Raw genomic sequence first — 25728 nt, forward strand, 5'->3', positions numbered from 1 at the left:
TTCCGGCGGATCCGCCAGGCCCGCCGGATCCGTCGAGTCGGTTGGGTCAGTCGCGTATGGGACTGCCGGGTTCGGTCGGGGACTCGAGCGCGGTCGCCCAAGCGTCCAGGACGTCCGCCATCGTGAGGCCAGGGGCCCGGAGCAGGGCCGACGCCACTGTCCGCACGAACTGCCGGTGCAGGTCATCCGTGAGGTACTCCACCGGGGACTTGCCGTCCACGCGCGCCAGCAGCAGCGCCGGCAGCAGTGATGCGGCCCGCGCCTCGAGGGCGGGCACGGGCTCCCAGTCGACGCACCGGACGTACTCCTCGGCCAGCACCCGGGCGGAGCCGAGGAGATCGGCTCGGTGGCCGGGTACGACGAGGCTCTTGAGGAGCAGGTGGTTGACGCAGAAGGCCAGATCGAAGGCAGGGTCTCCGTCCCAGGCGCACTCGGCGTCCAGCAGCACAGGCCCCGAGGTGCCGACGAGGATGTTCTTGGGGCTGACGTCGCCGTGCACCAGGGCGAGGTGTGTGTCGGCCGTGCGGTCGGCGAGGCCCTGGAGGATGTCGCTGAGATCGGGGTGTGCGGCGGCGGTGGCCAGCAGGTACGGCTCGATGCGCAGCGCGTGGAAGTTGTCGTCGGTGGCGAACTCCTCGGCGAGGGTGGCATCGCCCGCGCTCGCCGCGTGCAGGTTGCCGAGCAGCTGTCCGACGGCCGCGGCGGTCGCCGCCGTCACCTGGCCGTCGAACAGTTGCGCCTTCCACACCGGGTACTGCTCGGGGGGCAGGAATGCCATCGCGAAGAGGCCGGCTTCGGCGTCGTGAGCCAGCAGCTCGGGCACGCTGTCAGGCTGGTGCCGGGATGCGAACCGCATCCACGCCCATTCGAAGGCGTTGCGCGACACCGGTGCCTGCCAGTCGGCGGTGGCGGCCTGCCACGTGGGGGCGGGTTCGTCGAGCAACTCGCCGAAATGTGCGCGGGAGACCCCGGACAGGACAGGGTGGGAACTTGCCCATGCCGTGCGGACCTTCGCCTGTATCGGCCAGGGCGCCTGCCATGATCGTCATCATGGGGATACACATCGCACCGGCAGCGGTGGCCGACTTCCACCAGGTTCTGACTGATCACTCCCGTTACTGGGGCGAACGGGACCTGAGGTCGCTGCACCTTCTGGCCCTGGTGCAGGAGTTCGGTTCCACCTGCTTGGTTGCCCGGGCCGAGGACGGAATCCGCGGGTACATCTTCGGGTTCGTCACCCCAGACGGCACCGGCTACGTGCATCTGATCGCCACGCGGGACGATGCCCGTGGCACCGGTCTCGGGCGTCGTCTGTACACGGCGTTCGCTGAAGCAGCGGAACGTCACGGTGCACGGAAGTTGAAGGCGATCACGTCAGTCGAGAACTCCGGCTCGATCGCCTTCCATCGCAGCCTCGGCTTCGACGCGAAGATCGTCGACGACTACAACGGCCCCGGCCGGGCTATGGCCGTCTTCCACCGAGATCTGCCGCTCAACGCCTCGCGGCCCTGACCCGCCTAGCCGTCACCGGTGATCGCTCCCCAGGTCGTCAGTAGTGGGATGACCTTGATTCGTGGCGCGTGGAGATCTGACGGACGAACCATGGGCGGTGCTGGAGCCGTTGTTGCCGAGAGGCAAGAAGCCGGGCCGTTCCGCGGCCCGCCAGGCACCATCGCGCGAGCAGTGTCGCGGCCACCACCGACAATGCGCTGGCGGCATAGACCTGGCGCTGGCGAGCCAGTGAGACTCCTCGGCGGGTCCTCGTAGCTCGAGGGGGAGGGCACGGCAGCCTCCGCCATGCCGAAGACGCATCGGGGCCTGTGTGGAGCGCCGGGCAGGCCTTGCACCTGCATTTCCCCGCGGGAAGCGGGACGTCTTTCCTTAGACGACCAACGCGCGGAGTGCAGCCGCCGCAGCGACCACCTCTCGAGATCAACGTAGGGCAGTTGCGTCAGCAGTGCACCCCGAGGCTGTCCGGACGGGGGCCTCACTGCCCTGCCACCATGTCATCTCATGACGGCTTGCCCGGGTCAGCTGCGGAAACGCCGTTCAAGCCAGCCTCCGGCCTTCGACGCGGACGGCGCCTCCCGCTGCTCTTGGCGCTCGCGCACGTCCTGTTCGGCCTGGCACGCCGCCTCGATGTCCCGGGTCTTGACGGGTCGCACGCACGTGCCCGTTGAAGGCGCTGGGCCGATGAACCGCGGTCGGCCGCCCGACAGGCCTCCCCGCCGAGCCCGCCATGCTGGTACGACCGCCATCGCTTCCTGCTCCTCACTGGGCATGTGCTGCCTTCTTGCCCATCTGGTTGTTCCGCGCTTCACCCGGCGGTCGGGTCGGAGCCTTTGCCCTGCCCTTCCCTGCTGCGATGGGCGTTGCCTGCTCAGAAGTCTCGGGCGTCGAGGCGGGGTGGGTGGCGGGCCGTGTGCGTGTCGGGAGTGGCTCGCTCAGCGGCTGAGCGGGCGCGGAGGAGCCGTGCGAGGGCGGGGTGGCCGATGCGGAGGGCGTGTCATCGTTGGGAGCCGGGGTGTCCGATGGGATGGGCGGGGCTGCCTGATCAGGGGCGGATGGGGCCGCTTCTGGTCCTGCCTTGTCTGCGGCGCCGGGTTGTGAGGGGCCGTCGGTGACGATCAGGCCTGCGGCGACGACCGCGGCGAGTGCAGCTGCCGCCCCATGCGTTCGGAGGCGGCCGCGGGCGGACCCGGACCGATACTTTTCCTCATGGAGACCTGTTGAGGTGTTCGAGCTCCAGGGCGCTTTCGCGGCGGGTGATGAGCTCTGGTGTGTGGTGTCGGTGTGATCCTCGGCTGCGGGCGGTGTGACGCTGAGCGCGGGCCGGGCACCGGGCGCGGCGGGGCTTGCCGTGCTCGGTGCGGCGAGACGGGTCAGGGCTCGAGCGCAGTCGCGCGCCATGGGGCGATCTTGTTCTTCCAGACTGGTCATGTCCCGCAGGAGGGTGGCAAGACCGTCGGGCAGGAAGTCCGGGAGGGCGGGTCGGCGGTGCAGGCGCGCTATGGCGGACTCGAGGGGACCGCCGTCGTACTCGAGTCGGCCGGTGAGGCTCTCGAGGAGGACCAAGCCGAGGGCATAGATGTCTGCGGGCCGGCCGACGGAGCGGCCCAGGACCTGTTCAGGAGAGAGATAGGCCGCCGTGCCGGTCAGGGTGCCTGTGGCGGTGCGAGTGGTCGCGTCCAGCAGCCGGGAGATGCCGAAGTCCGTCAGATGGGGGTGGCCGGAGGCGTCCAGGATGATGTTGGACGGTTTGACATCCCGGTGGACGATCCCCACCTCGTGCGCGTGAGCCAGGGCATCGGCCAATGCCGCGCCGAGCGCTGCGGCAGCCTCGCACGACAGGGGACCCTGGGCGATGCGAGATTTCAGGGTGGGCCCGTCGATCAGCTGCATGACCAGGAAGGCATCACCGTCATGGCGTCCGGCGTCGAAGGCGGTCACCAGTCCCGGGTGCTGCAAGCGGGCCAGGAGCACAGCCTCGCTACGGAACGCATCCTCCGTGTCGAAGCCGGTACCCGCGCGGAAGACCTTCACAGCAACCGGCCGCCGCAGCCGCAGGTCGAATCCGCGGTGCACGTCAGCGGCGCCACCCGAACCGATCAGCGCATCCAGACGGTAGCGGCCCGCCAGAACCCTGGCGCAGCCTTGAAAGACCCTGGCGCCCCGCACCTCGCGCAATCCCACCATCGATCTCCCCACTCCGCGCACTCGCACCGCTCCGACACCCGTCGTCGACGGGCCGCCGAACGCAAGTACCCATCCATTCGCCACTTGCACAACAATGGGTGTGGGCCGCCTCCACTCCCGGAGGCGCTGGGGGGCACCTTTCTCCGGTGACCGTCGACTGCGATCACCAAGCCGGCTATGCACCGCGGCGCTGGTTGATGCAGAGCCCTTCAGGTAGCACTCCACAAGCACGCCGCGGCCGCGGCGCAGTCCGAGGCCGCCGTGGCGGGCGTGCACGTCCCGGCACAGTCCGTCGCCCCATCCGCGACGCAAGAGCAGAACGAGGTGCCTGCCATGTCGGCGTTCACGTCGAAGTGCCAGGCAGGTACACGCGAACAAGCTCACCGCGTCGCACACCGTGACGATCCAGGGCCTCGCCATGGCCGACGAAGCCAGCCCGCCGTCCTACTCCGGCGGTATGGCTGGCGCGGGAAGGCCGACAATGCGGGCGAGGGCGTCTGTGACGAGCACGCAGTGACCAGGCAGGTGCCTGGAGGCCCAAGCGGCTGCCAGCGCTAGGAAGTCGGCGAGGTCGCGCTCGGCGCCGGCGAGCAGATTGCGGAGCTCGGCGACGGACAGCTCGATCACCGGACTGTCGCTCTGCTCGGCGTTGACTGTGAGCCGGACGGTGTCGCCGAAGCGCTCCGCAATCGGTGACACGGGATCGTGGCCGAAACCGAGCAGGTTGCCGTCGTCGATGAACTGGTGCCAGTCGCGCCAGTCCTCCAGTCCATCACAGCAGCCAGGCAGGAAGGTGACGCCCGTGGAGTTGTCGGTGACCCGCAGGCCGCCCGCAGCGAAGAGGTTGTCGAACGTCAGCACTCCGTGAAGGAACGAGTCCAGTGCGTCGGCCGGACGAGGCGGGCGGTCGCCGTCGGGGTCGATGTCGTTGCAGCGGGCGATGTGCATCACCGTCGACCCGACCTCAGCGGGTGAGAGCTCACCACTGAGAGGCAGGAAGCCAAACGAGTCGACCTCGGCGACAGGCCAGAGGTCGAAGCCTCCAGGTGTGTATATCTCCAGGACGGGCTTCATCACGATCACCGGCGAAGTGTTCCGCATCCCCCGCCCGTTTCGCCTCCCGATTACGCCGAGCACCCTCATCTCAGTCGAGCGAGCTGAGCACTTTCGGTTGTACCGTCCTGAGCAGATACGGGTGTACGCCGACACTGCCGGTGGCACTTTTCACGAGTAGTGGTTCTGGCTCAACTTCTGTGGTTAGTGACAGTGCGCCACGGGCGCCTCGAACGAGAGCATCATTGTCCAGCCAGGCGCGAAGGCGTCGGAGGTCGCCACGGCTCCCGTTGCGCCCGACCGGGTAGGAGGGGACGGCCGGCCCAGTGTCCTTGCGGCTGTCCATCCGGCTTCCGGTTACGTTCGCGGGGCCAGAAGCCAGAGGAGGCTGTGATGACTGATCATCCGAACATTGCTCTGTTTCATCGGACCTTTGCCGCCTTCACGGCAGGCGACATGGAGGCGCTGGCGGAGCTGTTCCACCCCGATGTTGTGTGGCATAACCCCGGCCAGAGCCCGCTGGCCGGGGAGTTCCACGGTCGTGAGGCCGCGTTCGCTGCGTTTCAAAAGGAATTCCAGCTCTCAGGGGGCACGTACCGCCCACAACTCCATGACGTGCTCGCCAACGACAAGCACACGGTCGCCCTGCTCCACGCCACGGCCTCGCGTGATGGCAAGGAGCTCGACATGGATTACGTGATCGTCTTCCACATCCGAGACGGAAGGATCACCGAGGGCTGGGACCTCTGGTCTGATCAGCAGGCATACGACGAGTTCTGGTCGTAGCGACAGACACCCCGCACTTCGATCGCGGACGTCGCGGTGCTGTCGGTCGACGTGAACAACGCGATAGTGCGTGTTGATGTGCAGTGCACCACCGTCGGCGCCTCGTGTCCGGGTTGCGGAGCGTGGTCCGCCCAGGTTCACGGCTCCTATCTGCGGTTTCCCGCAGATGTTCCGAGTGCGGGACGAAGCGTCGTACTCCAGCTGCGGGTCCGCCGGTTCACCTGCCGGACCGCCGAGTGCGGACGCCGCACGTTCGTCGAGCAGATATCCGGCCTGACTCGAAGGCACGGCCAGCAGACCGAGCGGCTCCGCTCGACCCTGGCCGCGATCGGTCTCGCCCTCGCAGGCCGGGCCGGATCCCGCCTGGCCGGCATTGTCGGTGCGCCGGTCAGCCGCAGCACGGTTCTGCGGCTGGTCGACGCACTTCCCGAGCCAAAGGTGTCGGCTCCACGGGTATCGGCGTCGACGAGTACGCCACCCGCAAGGGCCGTCACTACGGAACCGTCCTCGTGGACGTCGAAACCCGCCGGCCCGTCGACCTGCTGCCCGACCGGGAGTCGTCGACCCTGGCCGCGTGGCTGGCACAGCGGCCCGGAATCGAGGTCGTCTGCCGGGATCGCGCGCCGTTCTTCGCCGAGGGCGCCACCGTCGGCGCCCCGCAAGCCGTGCAGGTCGCGGACCGGTGGCACCTCTGGCACAACCTCAGCGAGGCCGCCGAGCGGAGTATCGCCCAGCACCGCCGATGTCTGCGCGTCCTGGTCCCCGAGACACCTGAAACGACCGGGACGGAGCCGGGCCCCACAGAGGAGTCGTCCGGCTCGCCATGGCCGACCGGCCACCGGTTCGCCGACCGAACCCGGACCACGCACGCGACGATCCATGCCCTGGTCGAGGCAGGGCACAGCCGCCGCGCGATCCAGCGGCGGTCGTCGGTGATCCGTTGCGCGGACCACTTGAGCGCGCGGCGCCAGGACTCGATCTGCTCGATGACCCATGCTGGAGTCGCGTTCGGACTCCGGTGCGGACCTGACGACCGGTCTTGCAATCCCGCATCACCGAGTAGCTGCCAGCGATTTACCCACTTGCTGGCGCATGTGCGAGAGATACCCATCTCAGCGGCGACGTGGGCAATGGGACGTGTCTGGCACCGCTTCACGAGCCGCCTACGGCCCTTGGCGCTCAGGGGCGCATGCGAGTGGGGCCCTCGTCGTCCTCTCGAAGTCAGACGACGGCAGGCGCGACACCTATCGTGCGCGCCTGCCGCATTGCGGCCTTTCAGCCCTTCGGTGCGACGCGGATACGGTTCCCGTCAGGATCGGCTGCGAGGAAGGTCAGCCCGAACCCCGCATCATGAGGCTCGCGCAGGATCGTGACGCCCTTGGACTGCCACTGCTCAAAGGTCGCGTTGAGCTCGTCGGGTCGTCCACCGTCAATGGCCAGGCAAACCTCACTGGTGCGCCGGACGTCCGGTGACAGATCCTCGAACTGGCCAGACCACAGAGCGAGGTCAGCGCCTGGCCCGAGGTCGAAGGTGATGTATCCCGGAGTCTCGAACGAGGGGCTCATGCCGAGGAGGTCGCCGTAGAAACGAGCTGCGGCGGGAGCGTCGTTCACGTAGACGATGGACACGACGGATGTGGTCATGATCATTCCTTTTCACAGGTCGTAGGTACGCATCCACCAGCCTGAGCGGGATATGCGCCGCATCGTGTCGCAATTCCTGAAAAAGTTGGTGTGTGACCCCAGACCGCTTCTTCGCCCTGATGCTGCTCCTCGAATCGAGGGATGCCGTGACTACACAGGAACTTGCCTCGGCGCTCGGGGTCTCCCTTCGAACCATCACCCGAGATCTGAACTGGCTCCGTGACGCCGGTCTGCCGGTGTCCGCACACCGGGGTCGCCTCGGAGGCGTGACCATGCTGCCCGGGTCCGGGCTCGACCTCACGCGGCTCACACAGGGCGAGCGTGATCATCTGTCGCTCACTGGGCTGGATGAGAAGCAACGTGCGGAGCTCAACGTATCGGTTGAAAGCCAGCGCGCGCTCTCCAAGATCGCCGCTACACAGTCACGTCGAGTTCATGAGCTCCTGCCGCTCACCGACGTAGTGCACGTGGACAGCCGTCCCTGGCGTCAGGTACGAGCTTTCGGCACGACTCCGGCTTCGCTGATCGGCGCAGTGCGGGGAGGTCGCCGGCTACGCATCGAGTACGACAGCCCACGCGAGTCATGCCCACGCGACCTGGTCGTGGATCCCTACGGGCTGTTCGCCAAGGCCGGCATCTGGTACCTCGTCGCCGATTGTGCCCGAGTGCCACGGATGTACCGACTCGAACGGATCACGACGTGGAAAGAAGTCGACCAGCCACGACGGATCCGCGAGAGCCAGACCCTGGCCACGGTCGCTGCAGCGCTCACAGATCAGTGGGAACACAACCACGCGATAGAGGTCAGCGCCACCATCGACGAGACCCAGATCGAGCGAGCGCAACGGATCTTTGGCCTACGACTCGTCTGGGACGACCAGGAAGAATCCACCCCCGGCCGCAAGGTAACGATCCGCTTCCTGCATCTGGAGGACGTGCGAGCACTACTGCCGTTCGGGAGCGCCATCACTGTGCACGGCCCCACCGAAGCCAGGGCTCACCTCCGCGACCTCGCCACCAATCTTGCCCACCACTATGCGCCGTCACCAACATCCTGACCTGCAACATCTAGGCCGTGTTTGAGATGTCGTCATAGCGACTGTCGTATCAGGGTGAGCTGGATAGTCGCCTCGTAGCGGACGGCGAGCTTGTCGTAGCGCGTGGCAACCCGCGCGCCTGCTTCAGCTGGCCGATCCGGCATTCGATCTTGTGGCGGCGTTTGTATCGTTCACGGTCGAATCCGGGTGGTCGGCCACCGGCCATGCTTCTGCGGAGCCGGTGGCCGGCCTGGTCACGCTTCTCCGGAATCGTGTGCGGGATCTGACGCCTACACAGGGCGAGCGGTTCTCGCGGGAGGAGTAGGCCCGATCGGCGATCAAGTGTGCTGGTCGGGTGCGCGGGCGTCCGGCGCTGATCCGCGGTACGCGAGTGCTGTTCAAGACTGCTGTGAACAGTGGCGCATCCGCTCGTTGTCCTGCAGTGAGGATGAACGCTCGCTCGCCTGGATGATGCATGCCCGCCGCCACGCCAGGGACTACGAACGGCTCATCCAGCACTCCGAGACCCTGATCACATGGGCCGCCATCACCCTCATGACCAGGCGCCTCGCCCGGAAAGCCGCCACCCCCAGCTGGCCAAGGAAACCGGCGCTGGCCAGCTGATCACCCAGCCCGCCTACGCGCAGCCAGGCTGCTCGGACAACCATTCCGTTGCAGCGTCCAAAACGGGATCCTTGCTTCCCCCGCGTCCGAGGTTGTCGACGACTGGCTGGTCAGGCGGAATGGGGCTGTCGTATGCACGCCCCGTGCGGTCGGCATCCATCACCTCCGTCAGGTTGAGAATGGCCCCGTCGGACAGTCGGTGATTTACGTTGCCAGTGGGGACGCCTGTGGTGTCCTCGCCGAAGGATCGCGTATCAGGGCGCCCACGGAAGGCCACAGTCACCGCCTCCCCAGAACTGCCAGTGGAACGGCTGGTGAGTACCGCAACAGGGGCTGATCCGCCGCCTACGGGAGGACTTGTTCCCCATCCGGTGGAACCACCGTCCAGACGAGGGCTGCCCTTCTCAATGGACCACACCGTCTTCTTGCCGTCCGCATCGACGAACGACCCGACGTCGCCATCACCGAGGATCGGTCCCACGACGGCAAGCATCGGCCACATGTTGCCACCGCGGTTGCGGCGCAGGTCGATTACCCAACCGCAAGCGTTCGGACGATCAGCCTTCGCCACGGCATCTCGCCCCTCCCGCAGGTACTGCTGATAGACCTTCTCAGATCCCTGCACTCCGGGGAGCGACAAATACCCCATGCCGCCGGCCAACACCCGCCCTTCCACAGGGCTGCGGACTGCTCGTCCCCGTGCGACTCCTCTGCCCTCTTCGGGTCGAAGAAGCTACTGTGCCCGTCTCCCAAACTGCCCAGAGCCGCCTCGATGGCCCGATAGGTATCGCCAGGACGCTGCGCGCTGCCTGCTTCGGTGAAGGCTGTTCGCCGTATCTCATCCCAGTCGACATCGTGGCGGCGAAGTGCCTTGTCCTCCATGAGGTCCAACGCGGTGGCCAGGTAGGACCGGGCCTTGTCAGACATTGCCGCCCCCGGAGTCGACGCTTCCTCCCCCGAGCACCCAGCCCCAGCAGCGAGAACACACACCAACCCGGCAGCCCCTAAACGCGGCAAGCGCCCCCGAACCATGTGCCCTCCCAGCCAGCCAAACCAGTCGATCTATTGGTGACCCTAACTTCCGATGATCAGTGCGCGGCCGACTCCGGTTCAGAAACAGGCTCTAACCGCTGATTTGCGGGCCTCGCTCAGAGCTGGTTTCTGCTCTGTCGACACCCGCCGGTGTGCCGGTCGATGCCCTCACCCGTACTGGCAGGGGTTCACTCTCCTGGACCAACCTGAGTCGTCGGGGGCTGCGCAGGCCTGGCCGTGCCGGGGGCGGGTGCTGGCGTGCCGGGCCGGCGATGCGGCGTCGTCAGTTCATCGCGGTGCGGCGGGCGTAGGCGCGGGCGGCGCGGGCACGGTCGCCGCAGCGGGTGGAGCACCACTGGCGGCGCCCGTGCTTGACCAGGAAGCGGTTGCAGGGCGGGGAGGCGCAGACGGCCAGGCGGGCGGCGTCGGGGGAGGTGAGCAGGTCGGCAGCGTCGGCGGCGACGGCCGCGAGGGCGTGCTCGACGATCGCGGTGGTGGGGTGGGGTGTGGCGCGGTAGGGGCCGGTCTTCTCGTCCCACAGCAGCAGAGACGCTGTGGGGACCCGGGTCATCGCGTCGTTGACCGCCGTGACGGCGGCGGGCAGGGCGGGCTGTCCGGCGACACGGGAGGCCAGCAGCGACCTGACCTGTTCGCGCAACGAGCGCAGTTGCGTCGCGCACATCTCCGCCAAGCCGGCGTCGGCCGGGGCGAGGTCGCGCCGCGCCAGCCACTGCTCGGCCTGCGCCGGGGTGCCCAGGAGGTCGGCCGTGTGCCCGCCGGGCAGTGCGACGGCGCTGTTGGCCAGGGCCAGGGAGGGGTGCTCCGCCTCGCCCGGTGCCGATGGCAGGGCGAGCTCTTCCATCACGAACTCTTCCATGCTTCTCATGGTACGGGTTGCATCCATCCGTGAGGCATGCGTACAGTCACCTCACGGTTAACACGCAACCTATCCGTGAGGAACTCTTTTCGTGTCTTCCCAGACCCTGCAGACCGCCCCATTCCCCGTGCGCGTCTTCGGCGGCCCGACCGCCCTCTTCGACTACGGCGGCCTGCGCTTTCTCACCGACCCGACCTTCGACGGCCCCGGCGACCACCAGGCGCCGGCCGTCGTGCTGACCAAGACGGCGGCTGCTGACGGCAGCCCGGCCGATCTCGGCCACGTCGACGTGGTTCTGCTCTCGCACGACGAACACGCCGACAACCTCGACACCTCCGGCCGGGCCCTGCTCGCGGACGTCCCGCTGACGCTCACCACCCCCGGGGGCGGGGAGCGTCTCGGGGAGGCGGCCACCGGCCTCGCCGACTGGCAGTCGGTCGAGCTCGAGCGCCGGGACGGCGGGCCCGGCACGGTCACCGTGACCGGCGTGCCCGCCATCCACGGCCCCGGCCCGCGCGAGGAGGTCGAGCCGATCTGCGGCGAGGTCGTCGGATTCGTCCTGACCGGCGAGGGCCTGCCCACCGTCTACGTCAGCGGCGACAACGCCTCCCTCGACGCGGTGAAGGACATCGCCGAGCGCTTCGCCCCGGTGGACACCGCCCTCCTCTTCGCCGGAGCGCCCCGCTTCTCCGACGTCTTCGACGGCGGGCTGATCGTCCTGGACAGCGCCCAGGCCGCAGAGGCCGCGAAGATCCTCGACGCCGGCCGAGTGGTCCCCGTCCACTACGACAGCTGGGCCCACTTCACCGAGGGCCGCGACGAGCTGGCGGCCGCCTTCACCGCCGCCGGGCTCGCCGACCGCGTCGACTTCGGCGTCCGCGGCTGACCCCACGTACGTCGGGCGCGTACGCCGGACACGGCCGGGCGCCGGCCGACAGAGATCCGCCGCGACTGTCGGCCGGCGCCCCCATCTCCCCGCGCATCGCACGCCGCACACCTCGAAACCGAAGGACCGCACGACCATGACCGACCCCATACGCGGCACCCGCCATGGCTCCGCCCCCGCCGCCCTGTCCGTACTGGACTCCGCCATGACCGGCACCGGCCAAACCGCCGCGGAGGCGCTGGCCGGCAGCATCGAACTCGCCCGGCTCGCCGACCGGCGCGGCTTCACCCGCTACTGGATGAACGAGCACCACGCCATGCCCGGCGTCTCCACCTCCAGCCCGCCGGTCCTGCTGTCCCGGCTCACCGCGGAGACCAGCAGGCTGCGGCTCGGAGCGGGCGGGATCATGCTGCCCAACCATCCGCCGCTGGTCGTCGCCGAACAGTTCGGCATGCTGGACGCCCTCGCCCCCGGCCGCATCGACCTGGGCCTGGGCCGCGCCCCGGGCACCGATCACGCCACGGCCGCCGCCCTGCGCCGCGGCGCGAGCGGCGCCGAGGACTTCCCCCAGCAGGTCCTCGAACTGCTGCACTTCCTCGGCGACGACTTCCCGGCCGAGCACCCCTACACCGACCGCGTGTACGCCGTTCCGGGACCCGCCCAGGACCGGCTCAACGGCGTCGCCCCGACCACCGGCCGCGTGCCGGTGTGGCTGCTCGGCTCGTCCGGCTACTCGGCGCAACTCGCCGCCCGGCTCGGCCTGCCGTTCGCCTTCGCCGCGCACTTCAACCCCCGCGATGTCGTGACCGCCCTGCGTCTGTACCGCGAGCGGTTCACTCCGTCCGGGGCCCTGGCCGAGCCGTACGCGCTGGTCAGCTTCACCGTCGCGGCATCCGACGACGAGCGTGAGGCCCGCCGCCAGGCCCGCACCCTCGCGCACGCCATGCTCCGCATGTTCCAGCGCAAGTCCTACCTGCTGCCGTCCCCCGACGAAGTGGACGCCTACCCCTACGACGCCCAGGAACGCCAGGCTGTCGACAGCTGGCTGAACCACGTTCCGCACGGCACCCCCGAGCAGGTCACCGCCCACCTCAACCAGGTCCAGCGGGACTCCGGCGCCGACGAGCTCATGATCGGCAGCGTCGGCCACTCCGTCCGGGCCCGGCTGCGCTCCACCGAGCTGATCGCCGACGCCTACGGCATGCCCGACAGCCCGCGCTGACGCGGGGCGGGCGGTCCTCCGCCCACCAACTCAGACCGCCCTCCCCCTCAAGTCCGCCTGCTTGGACAGGAGTTCTCGTGACCACCGTCCTCGCCCTGCGCGGCCTGCCCGCGGAACCGCTGCTCACCGCGGGCGCCCACGACGCGTCCCTCGCCCTCGCCGTGAGCCTGGTCGCCGAGGCCGACGCCCTCGTCGTGGCCGCCCCCATCTCCCAGGGCCTGTTCACCCTGGACCGGCACATCACGACCGCCCCGAACGGCGCGGCGGCCCTCGACCACGACGAGGAGTGGCAACTGGCCCATGTCACCGACCAGTTCGCCCGCGCCCTCGCGTCCCTTGCACACCTGACCGCTGCCTGACGACCACCGGACCGCCCCACCCGGCAACCCACCGCCCCGGTCTCCCGGCAACCCGGCAACCCGAAAGTACGGACCCATGGCCCACCCGTCCCGCACTCCCATCCGCACCCCGCCCTCCGCCGCTCCCGCCCCCGCCGTATCCGCGATACAGAAGCGCACCCTGACCGTGCTGCTCGTCTCACAGGTCCTCAGCGGTGTCGGCCTCGCCGCCGGTGTCACCGTCGCCGGGCTACTGGCCGGGCAGATGCTCCACAACACCTCGCTGTCCGGACTGCCCATCGCCCTGCTCACCGCGGGCTCCGCCGGCGCCGCCGTCGTCATCGGACGTGTCTCCCAGCGCCTCGGCCGCCGCCCCGGACTGGCCGCCGGATACCTCACCGGCGCCCTCGGCGGTGCCGGTGTCGTCGTCGCGGCCGCGCTGGACAGCCCCGCGCTGCTGTTCGTCTCCCTGTTCCTCTACGGCGCCGGCACCACATCCAACCTCCAGGCCCGGTACGCGGGATCCGACCTCGCCGCGCCCCATCAGCGCGCCCGCGCCACCTCCACCGTCATCGTGGCCACCACCGCCGGCGGCATCGCCGGACCTCTGCTCGCCACCCCCGCCGGGCACCTCGCGACCGCGCTACACCTGCCTGAGCTGACCGGCCTGTTCCTCTTCTCCTCGGTCACGTTCACGCTGGCCGCACTCACCCTCCTCGTATGGCTGCGCCCCGACCCACTGGTACTCGCCCGCACGCTGCCCGCGGCCTCGGACGAGGGCACACCCGCGGACTACCCGGCCCGGTCCGGCCCCGGCCTGCTCGTCGGCGTCGCGGTCCTCGTCCTCAGCCAGCTCGTCATGGTCGCCGTGATGACCATGACCCCCATCCACATGCACGCCCACGGCTTCGGCACCGCCGCGTCCGGCCTGGTCATCGCCCTGCACACCGGTTCTATGTACCTGCCGTCGCCGCTGGCCGGTCGCCTCGTCGACCGGTTCGGCGCCACATCGATGAGCGTGGTGACGGCCGGCACGCTGCTCGCCGCGGGAGTGGTCGCCGCCCTCGCGCCCGGCCACTCCTTCGCCCTGATCATCCTCGCCCTCGTCCTGCTCGGCGTCGGCTGGAGCTTCGGCCTGGTAACCGGCACCGCGATCGTCACCGACAGCACGCCCCTGGCCACCCGGGCCAAGGTCCAGGGACTGGTCGACGTCGCCATCGCCGTCGCGGGCGCCATCGGCGGCCTGGCCTCCGGCATCGTCGTCGCCACCACCAGCTACCCGATCCTCGCCGCACTGTGCGGCGCCCTCGCCTTCGTGGCCGCACCTGCGGCCATCGTCGCGGCCCGCAAGAGCTCCGCGCGCGCCTGGCCGACGCAGTCATAGGTGGCCAGCGTGGGCCGGGACCTTCGGGCGGGAGGAGCCCCTGCCTCAAGGTGACATCAAGTGTCGTCGCGATTGATCACGCGGAGACGCGCTTGACGACTCCCCAACACGCCGCGAAACGGCTCCCGTTCAGAGGCTCTGATCCACATCGGGTGGTGCAATCGCTCTCCGTGCCGGCGCTGTCCCGGCAGCGCCTCAACGCGGTGACCCATGCATGTCCTGGCAGTCACGCGGGAGCCGGCCCGCAAGCCAGTTCGTAGGCGAAGTCGACCGTTTCGGTGAGGCGGTCGTTGGTCGTGTGGCGGCCGAGTTCGGCAATGAGGTCGGCGTCGAACTCGGAGGCATGATCGGCGAGCACTGAGGGCGGCAGGGACGAGGTGGACCGGACGTGGCCGGCGAGTTCGGGAATCGTCCAGTGGTACTCGACCGAGAACTCGTGGCGTCCGGCGACGTCGAACCCGACACGGGAACATTACTTCGTGGTCGGGGTCCTGCTGCCGTGCAGCGCCCCGACGTCCTCTACGCCGACCGCGGTCACGACCACAACGTCTACCGCCGCCAGGTCCGTGAGCTGGGCATCCGCACGCTCATCGCCCGGCGCGGCACCGGGCACGGAAGCGGACTGGGCAAGAGCCGCTGGGTCGTCGAAGCGGCCTTCGCACTTCTGCGCTGGCTCCGCCGACTGCGTATCCGCTGGGAAATCCGCGCCGACATCCACCAGGCCTTCCTCACCCTCGGCTGCGCAATCATCTGCTGGCGGCGCCTCAAAAACAGTGCTGTTCTGAGCCCTCAGCCCGAACCGGCGACCAGCGCCTCGCCGAGCGGGGTGTGCCGGTAGAGCACCGACCGTCCGGACCGGGCGCGGACGAGCAGCCCCGCGCCTCGCAGGATGGCGAGGTGGTCTCCAACCGCGCCGGGTGCCATGGCGAGGCTTCGGGCGAGGTGGCTGGTACTGGCCGGGGCGTCCAGCGCCAACAGCAGCCGGGCTCGGGCCCGGCCGACAAGAGCGGTCAGCGCGTCCGGTTGGGGGACGGTCGCCTGTTCGCCCCACAGGGCGGCGGTGCCACGGGCACGATAGGCCAAGGTCCTGGGCCAGGGGTCTTCCAGGTGGGCGGCGATATTCCCGACGAAGACCGAAGGAATCAGGAGTAGCCCGTCGCCGGCGAGGCGGACGTTTCCGACTGGGGGGAAGAAGCCGATCTCGATACCGCCGTCGCTCCAGGCGATGCTCGGGTGCAGGCTCTCGATGGTCGTGGCCCATCCGTGTTCGCCGATCACACCCACCCGGTGCACGACATCGCGCTCACAGATCGCGCGCAGTTGCGGCCAGTCCGAGGCGAGCAGCTCGTGCCACGCCTGGTCCATCGCCTCGGCGATCCTGGAGACGGCGTCCGTGGAGTCCAGCACTGCGCGTACGCGGGGATCATGGGCGGACGGGCCGGTCGCGGTGGTGGCGCATTCGTGGCGGGCCGCTTCCAGCGGTGTGGCCCGGATCGTGGCCAGGTCGTCTGCCCAGGTCTGGTTGAGGCCGCGCGGGGGCGGGGCTACGAAGTTCGGTCCGGATTGCGGGGTGTGCAGGGCGAGGGCGGCGTCCAGTTCGGTCTCGCGGCGAAGCCGTTCAAAGGCCGGCAGGAGCCGGGTGGCCCAGGCTCGCGGCAGCGGCCGGTCTTGGCCGGCGAGCGAACGTAGCAGTAAGCAGAGGTCCAACGCGGGCGACAGTGCGAAGCGGCTGCGCAGCAGGTCGTCGACGGAGACTTCGAAGCGGAGCACCCTGTGATGCTACCGCCGGAGGCCTGTTCCGATTCGTCCAGCGACGAATCAATGGTGAGCGGCGTGGGCGCACGGCGAGGCTGGGCGCCATGACCCCAACCGCCGAACCCGCGCAGGGCAACCACCGTGCCACCTACCGGGAGGTGCTGGCCGAGCCGCGATTCCGACTGCTCTTCTCGACCCGCGCCGTCGCTATCACTGCGGGCTCGCTGCGGATCACCACGTTCTCGGTGCTGGTCTTCACGGCCACCGGCTCCGCGCTGTTAGGCGCACTGGCCTTCGGCATCGGCTTTCTCCCGCAGTTGTTCGGCTCGCTGCTGCTGGGCTCACTGGCCGACCAACTGCCGCCCCGCGCGCTCATCGCCGGCGGCTACGCCTTGGAGTGCGCCGCCGCCCTGCTGCTCGCCCTGGTGCGGATGCCGATCGCGGCAAGCCTCTGTGTCGTGGCGCTGGTCGCCCTCGCCACACCGGTGTTCGGCGGCGCGTCGAGTCGGCTGGTCGCGCAGTGGCTGAAGGGCGACGCCTATGTACTGGGCCGTTCACTGAACAACATCGCCTCCTCTGGCGCGCAATTGTTCGGTCTGGCACTGGGAGGAGCGGTCGTCGCGGTACTCGGCCCGCACCGGGCGCTCGCGGTAAGCGCCGCCCTCTACCTCGGCTGCGCCCTCGCTATCCGCATCCGGCTACCCCGGCTGGAGCTGGGAGAGTTCGGCGGCACACCCGGCAGTGCTCGGGGCGATGGCGGGGCCGTCCGGGCAAGCCTGCACGGTGCCGGCCTGCTGCTGCGCGGACACACGGTTCGACGACTGATGCTGGCCCAGTGGCTACCGCCCGCGTTCGTAGCGGGCGCGGAAGGTCTGATCGTCGCCTACGCGGGAGGACGCCACTTCGCGCCCGGCTGGTACGCGGTGCTGATGGGCTGTCTGCCGGTCGGCATGCTTGTCGGTGACCTGCTGGTGGGGCGACTGCTACGGCCACCCACCCGGGAGCGACTGGTGGTCCCGTTGATTGCGCTGACGGGACTGCCGCTGGTCGGCTTCGCCACCGAGCCCGGAGTGGGCGTCTCGTCCTGTCTGCTGCTGCTCTGCGGCTTCGGATTAGCCTACGGTCTCGGCCTGCAACGCCCGTTCCTGGACGCCCTGCCGCAGGATGGCCAGGGCCAGGCCTTCGGTCTGCTCGGCTCCGGCAGCATGACGCTGCAGGGCGTCGGGCCGGCCTGCTTCGGCTCGGTGGCCGCAGGCATCGGAACAGGCGGCGCAGTCGCCCTGGCAGGCGGCGCGGCGGTGCTTACCGCCGGCTGGATTCTCACCTGGCACCCGCCCACCTCCCCGGTCCCCGTCCCGAACTACTCAACGGGATCAGAGAACGGCACCGAACAGCATGCGTGCAGTTCGCCTGCGCAGTAACGTCACGGGTCGAGTCGGCCGCGAGCCGCCACGCACCCCACCCCCCACCCCCACGCCTCTCTGACAGACGGCCATTCCCGGTAGCTCATTGCGTCAGGAGTCCTGAGCCTCGGCTCTGCCAGCCGTTGCGGACTACGTACGGGATCTTGAGACCACGACCAGCCCATGGAAGGTTCATGCCGCATGATCGATGAATTCGCGAAGGACAACCTGCACAGGAGGCTGCGGCGGGACCGCGAGGCGCTGCTCTGGAAACTCGACGGCTTGTCCGAATACGACGCCCGCAGACCTTTGACAGCGACCGGAACCAACCTCCTCGGCCTGGTCAAACACGTGGCCACCGTCGAGGCCAGGTACTTCGGCGAGGTCTTCGACCGCCCTTCCCCGGAACCGCTGCCCCGGTGGCAGGACCACGACGGCAGCGATCAGTGGGCGACCGAGGACGAGACCCGCGATCAGATCATCGAGTTCTACCGGCGCACGTGGGAACACTCGGACGCGACGATCAACGAGCTCCCCCTCGACGCCCCCGGCCACGTGCCGTGGTGGCCGGAGCCTTATCTCAACACGAACCTGTTCGCCGTCATGGTCCATGTACTCGGCGAGTCCATCCGGCATGCCGGGCACGCCGACATCCTGCGCGAGGGCCTCGACGGCCGGACCGGGGTGCGCGCCGAAAACGAGCAGCAGATCGACGAGGAAGCCCGTGCAGCCTACTGCGCGAAGATCGAGCAGGCCGCCAGGTCGGCCGCATCAATCAAGGCTTAGTCGGACACATCAGGCATCACGACATCGGCTCGGCGCGGGCCGATGTCGGGTGCGGGCCAACCGGTTGGGGCTTGCTGCGAAGATTCCTGCTGACGTAGTCGCGGACAGTGGCCCAGCCGCGGGGACAGCCCTGTTCCTTGACTCCTCCCATATTTCCAGGTGTTGGTGCCGCCTTCCTGCCAGCGCTGGTCGAGGTAGGGCCTGTAGGGGTCGAACCGCGGCGCCCACGCAGCCGAGACGCCGACGGGCCTTCTTCAGGCTCGTCGGCTTCGGTGACATGTTCACCGGCGATCCGGCGTGGGATCTCGCCGCCGCATGGGTGCTGCTACCCGCGGGGCATGGTCAGTCGACTTCCCGAATCGGCAGCATGAGCCTCTCCGCAGCGTTGCGACCGGTCCCGGAGGGCAGCCGGCGGCCTGGAGGGCAGCGGAATCTGCCCTACTGCTTCGTCTTCAGTTGCTGCAGCCATGTCTCGTCCCCTCTGAGGTCCTCCGTCCTCGTCGAGGAGGCTGGCTGTGCACCAGGGCCGGGTGTCCGCAGGATGCGGCGCCTGCGGATGGCCGCTGCCGCGGTGAGGCTCAGACATAGCAGGGCCAAGGCCGCGGTTCCGTATGCCGGCAGATTCGGCGGCGGGTTCGCCACCCAGTTGCGGGAGAGGATCCGCGATGGCTGCTGAGGGTTGTACGTGACGAGCATGTCCTCGTTGACCTCGGCGTCGGGATACATCCCCGCGTAGTCCGACAACTTGACCTCGTCTCCCGTCTGGGGGCCGCTGACGAGGCGGACTTTGACGTACTTCGGCTTCGAGTCCACGTCGATGACGGTGGCGGCGGAAGTGAAGTGACGCCCCTGGACCGTAGGTCCCGTACCAGAGACTGTGACGGGAGCCAGAAGACGGCAGCCATGCCGACGCACAGGACAGATATGCCGAGCCCGGCTAGGATCACGCGGCGTTGCGGGGGCTTCGGGCGTGATTGCCATCCCGCTGCCTGGGCGGCCGCCTGGCGTGCCTTGTCGACGTGCGGTGGCAACTGATACTCGTCGGCCGGGAGTTTCCTCTTCTCAGCCACAGTTGGGCCACTTCAAGGGGGTCATCTACTCACCGTATGCGAGCGGGAGGCTGAGCCACCGGGTACTCCACCTGACCGCAACGGCCCCCGTCCTGCCCTGCATTGGCGGTCACACGCCGCCGCTGCGTTCGGGTGTGACTGAGCGCCGCAGTTGGTTGTGGCCGCGCTTCCGTGATGGCTACGCCTTGGCGATGTAGATCCAGTCGAAGCCGTCGTATCCGTCGGTGTCGAGATGCTGTGCTCGGCTGAGCCCGGCGCGTATCGCCACGCGCTGAGAAGCAATGTTGTTCGGTCGAACACGGGCGATCAGCGGGAGGTCGGGCAGGTGATGGGATGCCCAGGTGACAACTGCGGCTGCGGCTTCACCGGCGAAGCCTTGACCCCAGGCTGAGGTGGCGAAACGGTAGAAAAGATTCAGGACCGGGGCCCCATGCAGTTCCATGGGCTTGATTCCGCAGAATCCGAGCTGCTGGGCGGAGCCGTGGTGCCGGACCACCCAGTACCCATATCCGTACTGCTGCCACTGGTCGTCCCAACGCCGGTAGAGCGCCTCTGCTTCCTCGAACCGGGCGAGCGCATCGGACGGGTTGTGGGTACAGGTCTCAGGATCGCGGTGGACGGCGAAGATCGCGTCGACATCGGCCGCGGTCGGGCGTCTCAGCAACAGCCGGGCGGTCTGCAGCTCCACGGCTGCTGGGCTCCGGTCACTCATGTCAGGACCGCGTCACCGGTGCGGAAGATTCGGTTCAGGTGGTGGTCCAGGATCGTGGTCGCGGACTCCGGGCTGCGCTGGCCGACGAGGATGCTGGTGCCGAGTCCCGCAGACATGGCAAGCAGGCCGGCTGCCTCCAGCCGTGCGTCCACACCGGGCTCAAGCAGTGCCGCTTCTTGCGCCTGCCGGAGGAGTTCGGTCAGGGCATCTTCGGCGGCATCAGGGTTCTTGATGAAGGGCTGGGCTGCGAGCGCCGGGTCGTTCACGGCCAGAACTGCGTATGAAGTGTAGAGGTGGTGGAAGGTGCGGCTCTCGTCGTCTGTCGGCAGCGCCGCCATCAGCAGCGCCTCGACGATTGCGCGCGGACCTGGACTGTTCCCGGCGGCCCGTACACGGGCGGAGACCCGCTCCCCGAATCTCTCCGCCAGAAGCTCGAGCCCGAAGAGCAGCAACTTTTCCTTGGTCTCGAAGTAGTACTGCACCAGCCGCAGCGATACGCCCGCCTCCGCTGCCACATCGCGCATCCCGACGGCATGCAGCCCGCGTCGGCCGGCGACCCGGACGAGGGCCTCGGCGATCTCGGTGCGCCGTTCTGCGTGGTCTACGCGCTTGGGCATCGGCCGGTTCTCCGCTCGTCGTTCCTGCTACGGCTCCCATGAAGCCCTTTGATGATACAACTGTACCAACTCTGTGGTACGTTCGTATCATAAAACCGAAACGCCGGAGGTGGCCATGCCCGAGACCGCTGCCCGAACCCAGTCCGATGTCGGCCGTTATGTGAGCGATGCCTGGCGGGAGCGCTACTTCACGGCCTGCGATGCGGTCTACGCACTGGGGGCGCCCGCGCTCGCGGAAGAGGACGTGGAGACGTCCTTCGGCACCACGCACGTCTACCGCTATGGCGCCGCGAACCAGGCTGCCCGATCCCCCACTCCCGTCGTCCTGGTGCACGGGGCGGGCTCCTGCTCCGCCATGTGGTACCCGAACACCCCCGCCCTCAGCGCAGACCGCCCGGTCTACGCGATCGACACCCTGGGCGATCCCGGCCGCAGCGTGCAGCGCGAACCCATCCACCAGCCCGAACATGCGGCGCAGTGGCTGGATGAGACGCTCGCCGGGCTCGGACTCGACCGCGTCCACCTCGTCGGCTCCTCCTACGGTGGCTGGCTTGCCCTGAACCAGGCGCATCGCAGGCCCGGTCGCCTCGCCTCGGTCACCTTGCTCGACCCCGGCGGCCTGGAAAAGGTGGGGCTGCGCTTCTTCGTCTGGATCTTCGCCAGCCTCTTCGCGACCTTCGCGCCCATGGCGCTCCGCCCGCGACTGGCGGCCTGGCTCGAGCAGCCGGTCCTCGTCGTCCCTGAACTGCGCGCGATGATCCGAACTGCGGTTCGCGCCTATCGCATACGCCGCCCGGCGCCGCTTCCCCTGTCCGAGGAGGAGCTGTCCACCATCCGGACTCCGCTCTATCTGGTGCTCGGCAAGCGAAGTCTCCTCGTGCACCCGGAGCGGCAGGCGGAGCGCGTGCCGCGCCTGGTCCCCGGTGCCCGAGCCGAGATCATCTCCAGCACGGGCCACGGGCCGCAGATCGACCACGCGGAGGAGATCAACCGCAGGATGCTGAACTTCATGGTCTCCGTCGACTGACAACTGCAGGATCGCTCCACCAGGGGATCCCTCTGTCATGCGTGTGGAGAGGCTTGAGGACCTCCTTCTGCCCGGCCTGAACCCGTTGCGGGCACCGTCCGCTTCGCCAAGGCGGCTGCGGTTTCCGGTATCCGGCCCGTCTTCGGTTTGATGTCGCGTCGCCCAGATCCCCCGCCGGGGTTCGGGTCCAGCCGTCGGACGGTCGCGTACTCCCGTGCGCGGGGGGCGCCTACGTGATCGAGCCGCGTCGCTGCGGATCACCCTGCTCACACAGAATCCGGCCGGGTGGGCGCGGCTGCGAACTTGGTCTGATTGCCAGTGAAGTTGGAGAACCACTACGTTCCTGTCCCTGGAGTTGAACCGTGGTGTCTGGGGGCAGGGCGGCGGCAACGTATGTGGTTCAGGCGGAACCGGAACACCAAGAGGCAGTTCACGAGCATCAGCGTCTCGCTCACTGGCGCGACCTTGAGCTGGCAAGCCCAAGAAACCGAGCACGCACGAGCCCGGCAGATCCTGCACCACCTGGAGGATCACCGGATGCTTTACGACCCGCATGAAGACGAGTTCTTCGAAGCGGTGGTCGAGTCGGCTGAACTCCACGGCGTCCTGGTCCCAGCAGCGACTCGTCCATGACTACGCCGTCCCTACGTCGAGTTCACGTCTGGGGCCGCACTACCTCTGACGGGTCAGCATCCTCGGTCGTAGATCGCCCGCAGCCACGGTTCCCTGACGGCGGGCATCCGCGCGAGCGTGTACCGGAACGCCTCCCTGGACGGCTGGAACGGGTACCACGGGTGCGGCGGCAGCGGGTCGTCCCGCTCCACGTCTGCCGGCAACCCGCCGAGCACCGGCAGCCGGGTCCGGTGTGGCGGGAAGGCGAGCTCGGCCCAGAGCGCGGCATCCATGGGTACCGGCACCGCCCCGGCACACGGCTGCCACATGTCTCCGGTCTGCGGATGGACCGGCACCAGCACCAGGTCAGTGGCCGGCTCGCCATACCCCGGTCCCGCCAGGTCCAGCCGCTTCGTACCTTCCCCTGCGGGCAGCAGCGCGCCAAGTGCCCTGCCGAGGAGCTCCGCGACCGGCCCGGGCGCCACCTCGACCGGCGCGCCCCCGGCGGCCACCACCACCTGGGCGAGGGCCACGCCCGCCGGTATGTCCCGGTACTCGCTCAGCCGGTGCCACAGCGCGCCGGTGGCCAGCAGCTCCGCCCAATCCATGATCGGCCGCTCCGGTGGGTCGGGCAGCCGCACTACCGCCTGCGGGACGAGCCGGACGACCTGCCAGCACCCGCAGTCGTCCATCCTCGTTCCAACCGGCAGATCGCAGCCCAGGCAGGCAAGGTTCGGCCCGTCCCTCCCGTCGATCCCCATGCAGTAGCCCCCGGCCCGCTCGGGGATCAGCCCGGTGCCGCGCATGTCGCCGGGCGCGAGGAGGATGGTGTCCGACGGTCCGTCGGACAGCGTGCCGAACGGCGCGAAGCGCCCCCGCTCCGCCGCCTCCCGCGCCCCGACCTCGTCCCACTGCCGCCACGGCGGCCCGTACGGCGCGGGGTCGACGGCGTAGGATCCGGCCTCCAGCAGTGGCGGGTGCAGCGTCTCCCAGTGGGCGTCGGCCAGGTGGATCGGCAACGCCACCTCCGACACCGCCGCCGTCAGGACCGCACCGCAGCCCGCACACCCGAACACCGCCAAGCTGTCCCCTCCCGCCCTCGAAGCCTCTGCATCCCACCAAGCAGACGGACCGGGGAGCAAGGGGTTTTCAGACGACGCTGAGCGCCCCACCGATAGGCAGAGCGGGCCTTCACTCCCGGTCGCAGCCTCAGGAAGCCGGAAGCCGCGCCGGACTGAGCCGCTGACCTGCGGCGAGGTTGCCGATGTCGCGCTTGACCAGCGCCCAGATGCCCTGAACTCTCGCAGAGGCTTGCCCCCAGCCCGTTCCTCATCGCCATCCCGCAGGCCGGTTTGGACGACGTCTGCGCGAGCTCGGCGTTGCGCAGCAGGCCCTTGGTGGGGTGCAGCCCGCATTCAGGCAATCATCGACGGCGGGCCGAGGCCCCGTCGACTTCGTCTGGACGAGGAGTCCTCAGCTCACTCGGGCGACCTCATGCGAAAGGCTGGGCCGGGGACGCTCTCGATGTCCTTCGCTTGCACCGGGTGACCTCGTTCGCAGCGAATCTCGACATCGACGTGCCCGCCGCACTCGCGGTGTCGCGCCAATACCGCCGGCCCCTCCGGGTCGGCGCGGTAACGGTCACCCCACTGCAGCAGCCCCATGACGGCAGGCACCAGATCCATGCCCTTGGAAGTGATCACATACTTCGGCCGGCTCCGCGAACCGGGTTCCTTGTACGTCTCGGTCGCCAGGATCCCTTCCGCCACCAGCATCCGAAGCCGCGTGGCCAGAAGATTGCGAGGACAGCCTAGGACACGTTCGAAGTCACCGAACCGGGACGAGCCGTACAACACCTCGCGCAGGATCAGGATCGTCCACTTCTCGCCCACGATCTCAAGAGTCCGCGCGATCGAGCAGTTGGACGTGTCCCGGTCGAGTCGGTGGTCCATGCCGGCGTCTTGAAGCACTTCGGTCCACGCATCCATGGAGGCGATTCTAACCGCATTTGAGTTTACTATCGGATACTCAGCCGTCGGTGCCGCGACCGGCCACACAGCCCGACTGCGTCCGAGAAGCGTCAAGATTTCCGGCACGTCGGCACGACGACTGCGGCGCTCTGGCCCGCTTTGCCGTCCCCTGCCCCGGCAGGGCGATGCGCCGAGCCTGAATGCGCGAACCTCCAACGCCCCCAGCGCACCTGCCGCCCGTCCCCGACACCCGCTACCGCCCGAGGAATTCGAGGGCTTCCGCCACGAACTGCTCGTGGAACTGGAAGATGCCTCCGTGGCCGGCGTCGGGGTAGACGACCAGGTCGGCGTTCGGCAGTCGCCGGGCCAGTTCGAACGAGTTCTTCGTCGGCACCATCCTGTCACTCTCGCCGTTGGCGACGAGCACGGACTGATGGATGACCGAGAGGTCCTGGGGCTGCGCGAGCCCCCAGCGGTGGATGGCCTTGAGCTGGGCGAAGTATGACGTGAGGGAGATCGCCTTGTCCCTGTCGTGGGTGCGCTCCTTGAGACGGGCCAGGAACTGCTTCCCGGCTCGACGCCCGCCCGGGGTGCGGGTGAAGAAGAGGAACTGCTTCGGGTCCTGGAGAGTGAACAGGGCCCGGACGGTGTCGAGATGGGACAGTCGGCTCACATTCCTGATGCCCTCGCCGCCCGCGGGGCCGGTGCCCGTGAGGATCAGCTTGCGGACGAGCTGCGGCTCTTCTTGCGCGATCACCTGGGCGATCATGCCGCCCATCGAGAAGCCGTGAATGTCGACATGCTCGAGCCCGAGTCCCCGAATGAAGGTGACGGCATCCTTCGCCATCTCCTCGATCGTTTTCGGTGTCGAGCCACTGGAAGCACCGACACCTCTGTTGTCAAAGGTGATGACGCGACGCCTGGCGGCGATGCCGTCGACGACCCGGGGGTCCCAGTTGTCGAGGACTGCGGCGAGGTGAGTGATGAAGACCACCGGGACACCGACCTTGGGGCCGAGGTCGCGGTAGGCGAAGGACACTCCCCCGGCGGCGAGCGTGCGGGTGGGTGCCTTCTTGTACGACGTCACCACGTCGCCTTGTACTCCTTGTGCGTCGTGCACGGCCGTGCCCTTCCCTGCGTGGGTTTGTGGACTGCGGCTGCAGTCCGTTCGGTCGGCGGCGGAAGGTCCACAGGAGT

General features: G+C 68.7%; 24 protein-coding genes and 5 pseudogenes. 14 read left to right on the forward strand and 15 right to left on the reverse strand.

The window, feature by feature from the left end:
* Positions 1–46 precede the first annotated feature (46 nt).
* Positions 47–943 carry a phosphotransferase gene (locus AB0G20_RS27930; protein WP_361306991.1) on the reverse strand — a complete coding sequence of 299 codons (897 nt, stop codon included), beginning with the start codon at positions 941–943 and terminating at the stop codon, positions 47–49.
* 95 nt (positions 944–1038) lie between these two features.
* Here AB0G20_RS27930 and AB0G20_RS27935 point away from each other — a divergent pair, with 95 nt between their 5' ends.
* Entirely contained in the window at positions 1039–1512 is a 474-nt protein-coding gene (locus tag AB0G20_RS27935) for a GNAT family N-acetyltransferase (protein WP_361306993.1), read from the forward strand.
* A 759-nt stretch (positions 1513–2271) separates the two neighbouring features.
* Here AB0G20_RS27935 and AB0G20_RS27940 read toward each other — a convergent pair.
* Positions 2272–3696 (reverse strand): protein kinase, encoded by a 1425-nt coding sequence (locus AB0G20_RS27940; RefSeq protein ID WP_361306995.1) that lies wholly within the window; start codon positions 3694–3696, stop codon positions 2272–2274.
* A gap of 444 nt (positions 3697–4140) precedes the next feature.
* Entirely contained in the window at positions 4141–4770 is a 630-nt protein-coding gene (locus AB0G20_RS27945) for a hypothetical protein (protein ID WP_361307448.1), read from the reverse strand.
* 372 nt (positions 4771–5142) lie between these two features.
* Here AB0G20_RS27945 and AB0G20_RS27950 point away from each other — a divergent pair, with 372 nt between their 5' ends.
* From AB0G20_RS27950 to AB0G20_RS27960, 3 genes and pseudogenes are all read left to right on the forward strand, one after another.
* Entirely contained in the window at positions 5143–5535 is a 393-nt protein-coding gene (locus AB0G20_RS27950; RefSeq protein WP_361306997.1) for a nuclear transport factor 2 family protein, read from the forward strand.
* A gap of 78 nt (positions 5536–5613) precedes the next feature.
* Positions 5614–5706: pseudogene (locus AB0G20_RS27955) on the forward strand (hypothetical protein); the annotation flags it as partial.
* Positions 5707–6044: 338 nt separating this feature from the next.
* Positions 6045–6209, forward strand: a pseudogene (locus AB0G20_RS27960) (ISL3 family transposase); the annotation flags it as partial.
* Positions 6210–6511: 302 nt separating this feature from the next.
* On the opposite strand, the pseudogene AB0G20_RS27965 reads toward AB0G20_RS27960, so the two are convergent.
* Both AB0G20_RS27965 and AB0G20_RS27970 read right to left on the reverse strand, forming a co-directional pair.
* Positions 6512–6760 (reverse strand): annotated as a pseudogene (locus tag AB0G20_RS27965) (leucine zipper domain-containing protein); the annotation flags it as partial.
* A gap of 50 nt (positions 6761–6810) precedes the next feature.
* Positions 6811–7179, reverse strand: coding sequence for a VOC family protein (locus AB0G20_RS27970; RefSeq protein ID WP_361306999.1), 369 nt, complete (start codon positions 7177–7179; stop codon positions 6811–6813).
* Positions 7180–7271: 92 nt separating this feature from the next.
* Here AB0G20_RS27970 and AB0G20_RS27975 point away from each other — a divergent pair, with 92 nt between their 5' ends.
* Both AB0G20_RS27975 and AB0G20_RS27980 read left to right on the forward strand, forming a co-directional pair.
* On the forward strand, positions 7272–8237 hold the full coding sequence (locus tag AB0G20_RS27975) for a WYL domain-containing protein (protein ID WP_361307001.1): 966 nt from the start codon (positions 7272–7274) through the stop codon (positions 8235–8237).
* Between the two features lie 429 nt (positions 8238–8666).
* Positions 8667–8792: pseudogene (locus tag AB0G20_RS27980) on the forward strand (IS5/IS1182 family transposase); the annotation flags it as partial.
* A 61-nt stretch (positions 8793–8853) separates the two neighbouring features.
* On the opposite strand, the gene AB0G20_RS27985 reads toward AB0G20_RS27980, so the two are convergent.
* Together AB0G20_RS27985 and AB0G20_RS27990 are read right to left on the reverse strand one after the other, a co-directional pair.
* Positions 8854–9501, reverse strand: a complete 648-nt coding sequence (locus tag AB0G20_RS27985; protein ID WP_361307003.1) for a S41 family peptidase — start codon at positions 9499–9501, stop codon at positions 8854–8856.
* A gap of 654 nt (positions 9502–10155) precedes the next feature.
* Positions 10156–10758, reverse strand: coding sequence for a CGNR zinc finger domain-containing protein (locus tag AB0G20_RS27990; protein ID WP_361307005.1), 603 nt, complete (start codon positions 10756–10758; stop codon positions 10156–10158).
* Positions 10759–10840: 82 nt separating this feature from the next.
* Here AB0G20_RS27990 and AB0G20_RS27995 point away from each other — a divergent pair, with 82 nt between their 5' ends.
* The 4 genes from AB0G20_RS27995 (at position 10841) to AB0G20_RS28010 (ending at position 14579) form a co-directional block, all read left to right on the forward strand.
* Entirely contained in the window at positions 10841–11635 is a 795-nt protein-coding gene (locus tag AB0G20_RS27995; RefSeq protein WP_361307007.1) for an MBL fold metallo-hydrolase, read from the forward strand.
* Between the two features lie 136 nt (positions 11636–11771).
* Positions 11772–12857, forward strand: a complete 1086-nt coding sequence (locus AB0G20_RS28000; RefSeq protein ID WP_361307009.1) for an LLM class flavin-dependent oxidoreductase — start codon at positions 11772–11774, stop codon at positions 12855–12857.
* A gap of 77 nt (positions 12858–12934) precedes the next feature.
* The gene (locus AB0G20_RS28005; protein ID WP_361307011.1) at positions 12935–13216 is read left to right on the forward strand and encodes a hypothetical protein; all 282 of its coding nucleotides are present in this window, start codon (positions 12935–12937) and stop codon (positions 13214–13216) included.
* Positions 13217–13292: 76 nt separating this feature from the next.
* Positions 13293–14579, forward strand: a complete 1287-nt coding sequence (locus tag AB0G20_RS28010) for an MFS transporter (RefSeq protein ID WP_361307013.1) — start codon at positions 13293–13295, stop codon at positions 14577–14579.
* A gap of 226 nt (positions 14580–14805) precedes the next feature.
* Here AB0G20_RS28010 and AB0G20_RS28015 read toward each other — a convergent pair whose 3' ends face one another.
* Positions 14806–14937 carry a hypothetical protein gene (locus AB0G20_RS28015; RefSeq protein WP_361307015.1) on the reverse strand — a complete coding sequence of 44 codons (132 nt, stop codon included), beginning with the start codon at positions 14935–14937 and terminating at the stop codon, positions 14806–14808.
* Positions 14938–15078: 141 nt separating this feature from the next.
* On the opposite strand from AB0G20_RS28015, the pseudogene AB0G20_RS28020 reads away from it, so the two are divergent.
* Positions 15079–15417, forward strand: a pseudogene (locus AB0G20_RS28020) (hypothetical protein); the annotation flags it as partial.
* Here AB0G20_RS28020 and AB0G20_RS28025 read toward each other — a convergent pair.
* Positions 15369–16349 carry a winged helix-turn-helix domain-containing protein gene (locus tag AB0G20_RS28025; protein ID WP_361307017.1) on the reverse strand — a complete coding sequence of 327 codons (981 nt, stop codon included), beginning with the start codon at positions 16347–16349 and terminating at the stop codon, positions 15369–15371. The pseudogene AB0G20_RS28020 and the gene AB0G20_RS28025 sit on opposite strands and share 49 nt — an antisense overlap.
* Before the next feature lie 89 nt (positions 16350–16438).
* On the opposite strand from AB0G20_RS28025, the gene AB0G20_RS28030 reads away from it, so the two are divergent.
* Positions 16439–17755: an MFS transporter gene (locus AB0G20_RS28030; protein WP_361307019.1), complete on the forward strand. Its 1317-nt coding sequence runs from the start codon at positions 16439–16441 to the stop codon at positions 17753–17755.
* A gap of 183 nt (positions 17756–17938) precedes the next feature.
* Positions 17939–18523, forward strand: coding sequence for a DinB family protein (locus tag AB0G20_RS28035; RefSeq protein WP_361307021.1), 585 nt, complete (start codon positions 17939–17941; stop codon positions 18521–18523).
* A 438-nt stretch (positions 18524–18961) separates the two neighbouring features.
* On the opposite strand, the gene AB0G20_RS28040 is transcribed toward AB0G20_RS28035, so the two are convergent.
* The 3 genes from AB0G20_RS28040 to AB0G20_RS28050 all read right to left on the reverse strand — a co-directional run bounded on the left by AB0G20_RS28040 (position 18962) and on the right by AB0G20_RS28050 (position 20922).
* Positions 18962–19336, reverse strand: coding sequence for a hypothetical protein (locus AB0G20_RS28040; RefSeq protein WP_361307476.1), 375 nt, complete (start codon positions 19334–19336; stop codon positions 18962–18964).
* A 435-nt stretch (positions 19337–19771) separates the two neighbouring features.
* Complete coding sequence (locus AB0G20_RS28045; protein ID WP_361307023.1) at positions 19772–20281, reverse strand: GNAT family N-acetyltransferase; 510 nt, start codon at positions 20279–20281, stop codon at positions 19772–19774.
* A gap of 20 nt (positions 20282–20301) precedes the next feature.
* Entirely contained in the window at positions 20302–20922 is a 621-nt protein-coding gene (locus AB0G20_RS28050) for a TetR/AcrR family transcriptional regulator (RefSeq protein WP_361307025.1), read from the reverse strand.
* 115 nt (positions 20923–21037) lie between these two features.
* Between AB0G20_RS28050 and AB0G20_RS28055 the strand changes: the two genes are divergently transcribed.
* Entirely contained in the window at positions 21038–21949 is a 912-nt protein-coding gene (locus tag AB0G20_RS28055) for an alpha/beta fold hydrolase (protein WP_361307027.1), read from the forward strand.
* A gap of 686 nt (positions 21950–22635) precedes the next feature.
* On the opposite strand, the gene AB0G20_RS28060 is transcribed toward AB0G20_RS28055, so the two are convergent.
* The 3 genes from AB0G20_RS28060 to AB0G20_RS28070 form a co-directional block, all read right to left on the reverse strand.
* On the reverse strand, positions 22636–23643 hold the full coding sequence (locus tag AB0G20_RS28060) for a hypothetical protein (RefSeq protein WP_361307029.1): 1008 nt from the start codon (positions 23641–23643) through the stop codon (positions 22636–22638).
* 396 nt (positions 23644–24039) lie between these two features.
* Complete coding sequence (locus AB0G20_RS28065) at positions 24040–24513, reverse strand: helix-turn-helix domain-containing protein (RefSeq protein WP_361307450.1); 474 nt, start codon at positions 24511–24513, stop codon at positions 24040–24042.
* Between the two features lie 271 nt (positions 24514–24784).
* Positions 24785–25651: an alpha/beta hydrolase gene (locus AB0G20_RS28070; RefSeq protein ID WP_361307031.1), complete on the reverse strand. Its 867-nt coding sequence runs from the start codon at positions 25649–25651 to the stop codon at positions 24785–24787.
* Positions 25652–25728: the final 77 nt, after the last annotated feature.

The sequence above is a fragment of the Streptomyces sp. NPDC024017 genome (assembly GCF_040638895.1).
Taxonomy (GTDB): Bacteria; Actinomycetota; Actinomycetes; order Streptomycetales; family Streptomycetaceae; genus Streptomyces.